At 64.0% G+C, this 7,039-nt stretch carries 6 protein-coding genes; 4 read left to right on the top strand and 2 right to left on the bottom strand.

The window, feature by feature from the left end; all coding sequences use genetic code 11:
* Both VIR09_RS18490 and VIR09_RS18485 read left to right on the top strand, forming a co-directional pair.
* A partial coding sequence (locus VIR09_RS18490; protein WP_332014183.1) for a malonyl-CoA synthase occupies positions 1 to 1,277 on the top strand: 1,277 nt, incomplete at its 5' end.
* Between the two features lie 199 nt (positions 1,278 to 1,476).
* Positions 1,477 to 2,448 carry a tripartite tricarboxylate transporter substrate binding protein gene (locus tag VIR09_RS18485; RefSeq protein ID WP_332014182.1) on the top strand — a complete coding sequence of 324 codons (972 nt, stop codon included), beginning with the start codon at positions 1,477 to 1,479 and terminating at the stop codon, positions 2,446 to 2,448.
* Positions 2,449 to 2,543: 95 nt separating this feature from the next.
* Here the strand turns inward: VIR09_RS18485 and VIR09_RS18480 are convergent, their stop codons facing one another.
* Positions 2,544 to 3,557 carry a CAAX protease gene (locus VIR09_RS18480; protein WP_332014181.1) on the bottom strand — a complete coding sequence of 338 codons (1,014 nt, stop codon included), beginning with the start codon at positions 3,555 to 3,557 and terminating at the stop codon, positions 2,544 to 2,546.
* Between the two features lie 146 nt (positions 3,558 to 3,703).
* Complete coding sequence (locus VIR09_RS18475) at positions 3,704 to 4,660, bottom strand: aldo/keto reductase (protein WP_332014180.1); 957 nt, start codon at positions 4,658 to 4,660, stop codon at positions 3,704 to 3,706.
* Positions 4,661 to 4,933: 273 nt separating this feature from the next.
* Here VIR09_RS18475 and VIR09_RS18470 point away from each other — a divergent pair, with 273 nt between their 5' ends.
* Both VIR09_RS18470 and VIR09_RS18465 read left to right on the top strand, forming a co-directional pair.
* Positions 4,934 to 5,905, top strand: coding sequence for an ABC transporter substrate-binding protein (locus VIR09_RS18470; RefSeq protein WP_013395028.1), 972 nt, complete (start codon positions 4,934 to 4,936; stop codon positions 5,903 to 5,905).
* A 419-nt stretch (positions 5,906 to 6,324) separates the two neighbouring features.
* Positions 6,325 to 7,039, top strand: a 715-nt coding sequence (locus tag VIR09_RS18465) for an ABC transporter permease (protein ID WP_332014179.1), incomplete at its 3' end; no start/stop codon positions are given.

The following is a 7,039-nucleotide window of genomic DNA, read 5'->3' as shown; positions in this document are numbered from 1 at the left end:
GCGAATCGGAAATCGAGTACTTCCTGGGCAACGCCGAGCCGGCCGTGGTGGTCTGCGCCGGCAAGAACCTGGAATGGGTGCAGCGCGCCGCGGACAAGGCCGGCACCGCGCACGTGTACACGCTGGACGAAGACCGCAGCGGCACGCTGCTGGATGCCGCCGGCGGCCTGCCGCAGACCTTCAAGACCGTGACGCGTCAGCCCGACGACCTGGCCGCGATCCTGTACACATCCGGCACCACCGGACGCAGCAAGGGCGCGATGCTGTCGCATGGCAACCTGGCCGCCAATGCCCGCGTGCTGCACGAGTACTGGGGCTGGCGCTCGGACGACGTGCTGCTGCACATGCTGCCGATCTTCCACGTGCACGGCCTGTTCGTCGCTTCGCACGGCGCCTTGCTGGCCGGCGCCAGGATGATCTGGCTGCCGAAGCTGGACGTCGACCAAGCCCTGCGCTATCTGCCGCAGAGCACGGTAATGATGGGCGTGCCGACGTACTACGTGCGCCTGCTGGCCGACCCGCGTTTCGACCGCGGCGTCTGCGCCAACATGCGCCTCTTTATTTCGGGTTCGGCGCCCTTGCTGGCCGAGACCTTCTCGGACTTCCAGCAGCGCAGCGGCCACGCCATCCTGGAACGCTACGGCATGAGCGAGACCGTCATGCTCACCTCCAACCCCTATGACCCCAAGCTGGGCGAGCGCCTGGCGGGCACCGTGGGCCGCGCCCTGCCTGGCGTGCAGGTGCGCGTGGTCGATGACGCTGGCATCGCGCTCGCGCCGGGCGAGATCGGAAACGTGCAGGTGCGCGGACCGAACGTGTTCTCGGGCTACTGGCGCATGCCGGAAAAGACCCGCGAGGAGTTCACGTCCGATGGCTGGTTCAAGACCGGCGACGTAGGCCGCTGGGGCGGCGAGTCCGCCGGGCGCGATGTGCCCGCCGACTACCTGTCCATCGTGGGCCGCAGCAAGGACCTGATCATCTCCGGCGGATTCAACGTCTACCCCAAGGAAATCGAGACGCTGATCGACGACATGCCAGGCGTGGCCGAATCGGCGGTCATTGGCGTGCCGCATGCGGACTTCGGCGAGGCCGTGGTGGCGGTGGTGGTGCCCAAGGATGGCGTCGCGCTGGACGCCGATGCCATGCAGGCCGAGCTGAAATCGCGCATCGCCAATTTCAAGGTGCCCAAACGCTTGCACATCGTCGGCGAACTGCCGCGCAACACGATGGGCAAGGTGCAGAAGAACGTGTTGCGCGAAACCTATAAGGCGCTCTGACGTTCGCCCGGACCGCTTCCCGGCCCCGGGGAGCGGATTTTCCCGGCCAGGCGCGGTGTTCATGCGCCGTGCTGGCCATCTTTCAGGAGTCCACGTCGACACCAAACAGCAGGTCCCAGCAGCCCATTCCCTACAAGAACTTCAAGAGACGAGACGCACAATACCGCGCCGTCCCCATGCTGCAGCAAGAGGAGACAATATGAAATATCGCACCACCGCCGCGGCCGTGTTCGCCGTGGCCGCCCTGGGTTTTGGCGGTGTCGCCGCCGCGCAATGGCCCGAGCGCCCGATCACGCTGATCGTCCCGTTCCCCGCCGGCGGCGGCACCGACACCTTTGCCCGCCCGCTGGCCCAGCAACTGACTACGCAGTTGGGCCAGCCCGTGGTCATCGACAACAAGGGCGGGGCAGGCGGAACCGTGGGCGCGGGCGTCGCGGCCAAGGCCAGGCCCGACGGCTACACCTTCTTCATGGGCGGCGCGCATCACGCGTTGGCCCCCTCGCTGTACAAGAACCTGAACTACGACATCCAGAAGGACTTCGTGCCGGTAGCGCTGGTCGCGCAGCCGCCGCAGGTCATCGTCATCAATCCGGCCAAGCTGCCGGTGAAGACGGTCCAGGAACTGATCGACTACGCCAAGAAGCGTCCCGGAGAAATCAACTTCGGCACGGCGGGCAAGGGCAGCACGCACCACCTGGCCGGCGAACTGTTCGCCATGCAGACCGGTATCAAGCTGGTGGACGTGCCTTACCAGGGCGCGGGTCCCATGCTGTCGGCCCTGATCGGCGGACAGGTGGATATGGCCTTCGACGGCCTGGGCTCGTCCGCCGGCCATATCCGTTCCGGCACGATCAAGCCGCTGGCCGTGGCCGCTACCGAGCGTTCGCAGTCGCTGCCCGACGTGCCGACCGCCGCCGAGGCCGGCGTGCCGAACTACGTGGTGTCGACCTGGTACGCGATCTGGGCCCCCGCAGGCACGCCCAAGGAAGCCGTGGACAAGATGAGCGCCGAGATCACCAAGGCCTTGAACGCGCCGAAGATCAAGGAAACCTGGGCTGGCAACGGTTCGGCCGTGCCCACGCTGACAGGCGCCGAGTTCGGCAAGTTCGTCGACAGCGAGGTTGGGCGCTGGGCCAAGGTGGTGAAGGACTCGGGGGTGAAGCTGGATTGATTGGGGGGCGGGTCGGAGGGCGGTTTGCGATCGGCGAGGTTCGCCGTTGGCAAACCGCTATCCGGCTTGTTTGTGCAACTGAACGACCAGGCTCGTCATTCCGGCAGGATCAGGAAGCGCCGCCTGCAGCCCGGATGGACCTTCGCTGCCAGAGCCCGGTTCTCCCGTCCAGATTGATCCACCAGTCTGGCCAGCTTGCGTAGCGAGCTGATCCTGCGGGTCCGGAGCCGATGCTGGAAGCGGCGTATTTCACTTGCGGTGCAGGCCCTGCGCGCATCTCGCAGCAGGCCATTGATCTGCAGCAACCGCAGATTCTCCGGGTGGATCAATGCCAGCAGGCTTTCTGCCTTGTCGATTTTTTCCTGCAGGTGTTGCAACGCGTCGGCCTCGGTCTGGACACCGTACCGTTTCCATGCTGGCTCGTGATGGAAAAGCCGATTGCGGAAATCCCTCAACGTCGCCACCAGATCCCTGCCATGAGCCAGGACGACGCTCGCCTGGCGGGCGGGCCAAGGGCCGCGAAACACTGTTGACAGGTGTTTGGGCCAGATCAGGCCCCGGCCCATGAAATCGGCATCGAGCAAGAACTCCCAAGATGAGAACTCGGTCTTGGAAATCACGCCCGAGTGGTTAGGTGTTATGTGGCCGCGCAACCTGTGGCGGCAGCGCACCTCGCCAATATACTTGCGCGTTGCTTTGACAAAATTATCATGCACCGCCTGCACGGCATGCGGTGGCGCAACGCCAGGCGCATAGGACTGATATCGCAGCCGGGCTCCCGACCACCAGAACGAGCCCAGGTCCGCGGTCAGCGCCTGATCAATGGCATTGCGTAAGCTGATTTCCACTGCGTTGATCAACGGATACAACGCGCCGCTGACACAAGTGTTCCATAGATAAACGCCCATCAGCTCCATATCGTTCGCTGGATGGAACACGGTCTGATAGCTATTCAGGCGCTCGTTGCTAATGAGCGTGTCTATAAGAATAGGCCGATATTGCAGTGTTGTTGGCATTTCACTCACCCTGGGAAAATCCACGGCGGCCGAAGATTGACTGCATCGAGCCGGGCGGAATAGAATTTCCCTAAGGTTGGTGGTGGCTTCCAATGGGCGCAAGCCTACGACCCATCATGTAAGACCTGATGTCACCCCGGCCTTGAGCCGGGGATTTCATTTTCTGGCCCGGGAAACCTGCTTCATGAGGACGCGGACGCGCCGCGCCGGTCCCCCGGCTTTCCCGCCATCCCTCCCCATTACCGCCATTCACTCGCCTGGCTCAGCTTGGCCAGCTGATCATGCGTCAGCGTCAGGCTGGCCGCCTTGACCAGTTCGTCCAGTTGCGTAAGCGAGGTCGCGCTGACGATGGGCGAGGTGATGCCGGGTTGCGCGATCTGCCAGGCCAAGGCGGCCTGGGCTGGCGTGCAGCCGGCGTCCTCGGACACTTCGTCCAGCGCTTTCAGGATGCGGTAGCCGCGGTCGTTGAGATAGGTCTCGACGATCTTGCGGCCGCGTGGGCTCTTGCCGGCGTCGGCCGGGCTGCGGTACTTGCCGCTGAGGAACCCGCTGGCCAGCGCGTAGTAATTGATCGTGCCCATCTGCTGCGTCTTCACCAGGCTTTGCAGGCCTGACTCGAAGGGCTCGCGGCGGTACAGGTTGTACTCCGGCTGGATGCTCTCGTAGCGCGGCAGGCTGTGCCGCTCGCTCGCGATCAGCGCTTCCGACAGCCGCACCGCGGTGTAGTTGGATGCGCCGATGGCGCGCACCTTGCCGGACTCGATGTGCTTGGCGTATTCGGCCAGGGTCTCGGTCAGCGGCGTGTCGGGATCGTCCTGGTGCGATTGGTACAGGTCGATGTGGTCCGTCTGCAGCCGGGCCAGGGAAGCTTCCAGCGAGCGGCGGATGTAGGCGGGCGCCAGGCCCTTGGCGTCGGGTCCCATCTCCATGCCGACCTTGGTGGCGATCAGCACGCGGTCGCGCTTGCCCGAGCGCTTGAGCCATTTGCCGATCAGGGCTTCGGATTCTCCGCCCTGGTTGCCCGGGACCCAGCGGGAATACACGTCCGCCGTGTCGATGAAGTTCAGGCCGGCATCCACCAGCGCGTCCAGCAGCGAGTAGGTGCCGGCTTCGTCGACGGTCCAGCCGAAGACGTTGCCGCCGAAGGTGAGCGGGGGAACCTGCAGGCCGGAGCGGCCCAATGCGCGTTTGATCATGATGTGGCCTCTGGATGCTGCGGGTGGCGGCTGGGAAAAAGTCCGGTTTCTGTCTGTCCGGCCAATGCGATTCCGGGCTTTTTCAGTATATTGACGCCGCTGCGCTCCGTCGCGGGGCATGCCGTTGAAGCATGCACCATTTCAGGGATTCCCCCCAAACGTTTTGGAGTGGCGGCAAGTTAGACTATACGGCTTTATGGCTAGTCCGGCCGGCGGGGAGCCGCCAGCGGCGCCGTAATAATGAGCAAATACAAGGGTTCAAGGAGCTTAACTATGCTGATCGGAAAAAAACATTTTCTGACGGTTGGCGCCATGGCGCTGGCGATGGCTATCGCCGCGCCGGTGGCGGCGCAGCAGAAGTCGGTGGCGGTTACCGCCATCGTCGAGCATCCGGCGCTGGACGCCGTGCGTGACGGGGTGCAGGACGCCCTCAAGCAAGCCGGCTACGAGCCGGGCAAGAACCTGAAGTGGCAATACCAGAGCGCCCAGGGCAACAACGGCACCGCCGCCCAGATCGCGCGCAAGTTCGTCGGCGACAAGCCCGACGCCATCGTCGCGATCGCCACGCCCTCGGCCCAGGCCGTCGTCGCGGCCACCAAGGACGTGCCGGTGGTGTATTCCGCCGTGACCGATCCGGTCGCCGCCCAGCTGGTCGCCAGCATGGACGCCTCGGGCACCAATGTGACCGGCGTGTCGGATCTGCTGGCCCTGGACAAGCAGGTCGAACTGATCAAGAAAATCGTCCCCAACGCCAAGCGCGTGGGCATCGTCTACAACCCGGGCGAAGCCAACTCGGTCGTGGTCGTGAAGAAGCTGCAGGAAATCCTGCCGAAGTCGGGCATGAGCCTGGTCGAGGCGGCCGCGCCGCGCTCGGTGGACGTGGCTTCCGCTGCCCGCAGCCTGATCGGCAAGGTCGACGTCATCTACACCAACACCGACAACAACGTCGTGTCGGCCTATGAATCGCTGGTCAAGGTCGGCAACGACGCCAAGATCCCGCTGATCGCGTCCGACACCGACAGCGTCAAGCGCGGCGGCATCGCCGCCCTGGGCATCAACTACCGCGACCTGGGCGTGCAGACGGGCAAGGTGGTGGTGCGCATCCTCAAGGGCGAGAAGCCCGGCGCCATCCCCTCGGAAACGATCTCCAAGCTCGAGCTCTACGTGAATCCGGGCGCCGCTGCCAAGCAGGGCGTGACCCTGTCCGACGCGATCATCAAGTCGGCCGCGGTGGTTGTGAAGTAATAGTCAGCCGTATCCGCCCCGCCATGCCTACCCGGCGTGAGCGGGGTTTGTTTTATTTTTTTGGTGTCTTGCCTTACCCCAAGGTCTTCAGGGCGGCAGCATTCACAAGATGCTCGCGGCCCGGCGCAATGTGCTGGTCTTGAATGGCCGGCGGCCCGCCTTACGGCGTTGAGCCCGCCCGGCGTTTTTGCTCCCTGAATGGTCCTGCAGACTTCTGCTGGCGGCCTTGCCGCCCGGCACGGGAACGCTTTGGCAGGAAACGAGAGAAAATCCCCCGCCGAGAAACGTTTCTTGCGAAAGCTGGGGTAAAACTGACCCCGAAACGCAAGATATCCGACGTTGCAACTCTTTAATATGCTCGTTTCTTGCCTTCGTGCAACTTCTTAATATGCTCGCTTCTTACTGATTGGATTTGACCCATGTCATTGTTCTCGTTGTTAGGCGCGTTGGAGATCGGCCTGATCTTCAGCCTGGTGGCTCTGGGCGTATATATCTCGTTCCGCCTGTTGCGCTTCCCGGACCTGACGGTTGACGGCAGTTTCCCGCTGGGCGGCGCGGTCTGTGCCACGCTGATCGCTTCGGGCACCGACCCGTTCCTGGCCACCGTCGTCGCCACGGTCGCTGGCGCCGCCGCCGGACTGGTCACCGGCTGGTTGAACGTCAAGCTGAAGATCATGGACCTGCTGGCCAGTATCCTGATGATGATCGCCCTGTATTCGATCAACCTGCGCGTCATGGGGCGGCCCAATGTGCCGCTCATCTCGGAGCCCACCGTATTCACCCTATTGCAGCCCGACGGCGTCAGCGACTACATTGCGCGCCCCTTGATGCTGCTGGTCTTGCTCGTGGTGATCAAGTTCGCGCTGGACTGGTTTTTCTCGACCAAAACCGGGCTGGCGATGCGGGCCACGGGGTCCAACCCGCGCATGGCCCGCTCGCAGGGCGTGGCCACCGGCGCCATGCTGCTGGTCGGCATGGCGCTTTCCAATGCCCTGTGCGCCCTGGCGGGCGCGCTTTTCGCGCAATCGCAGGGCGGCGCCGACATCTCCATGGGCATAGGCACTATCGTCATCGGCCTGGCCGCGGTGATCGTGGGCGAAAGCATCATGCCGTCGCGCAAATTGTTCGTCGTGA

It is taken from the genome of Achromobacter sp. (assembly GCF_036567245.1).
GTDB lineage: Bacteria > Pseudomonadota > Gammaproteobacteria > Burkholderiales > Burkholderiaceae_B > Achromobacter.
This window is presented reverse-complemented; position numbering and strand designations above follow the sequence as displayed.

What these genes read in the sequence shown, in the direction of transcription:
- VIR09_RS18470 (WP_013395028.1), top strand. Translation starts at nt 4,934, where the DNA reads ATGCTGATCGGAAAAAAACATTTTCTGACGGTTGGCGCCATGGCGCTG.
- VIR09_RS18475 (WP_332014180.1), bottom strand. Translation starts at nt 4,660, where the DNA reads ATGATCAAACGCGCATTGGGCCGCTCCGGCCTGCAGGTTCCCCCGCTC.
- VIR09_RS18485 (WP_332014182.1), top strand. Translation starts at nt 1,477, where the DNA reads ATGAAATATCGCACCACCGCCGCGGCCGTGTTCGCCGTGGCCGCCCTG.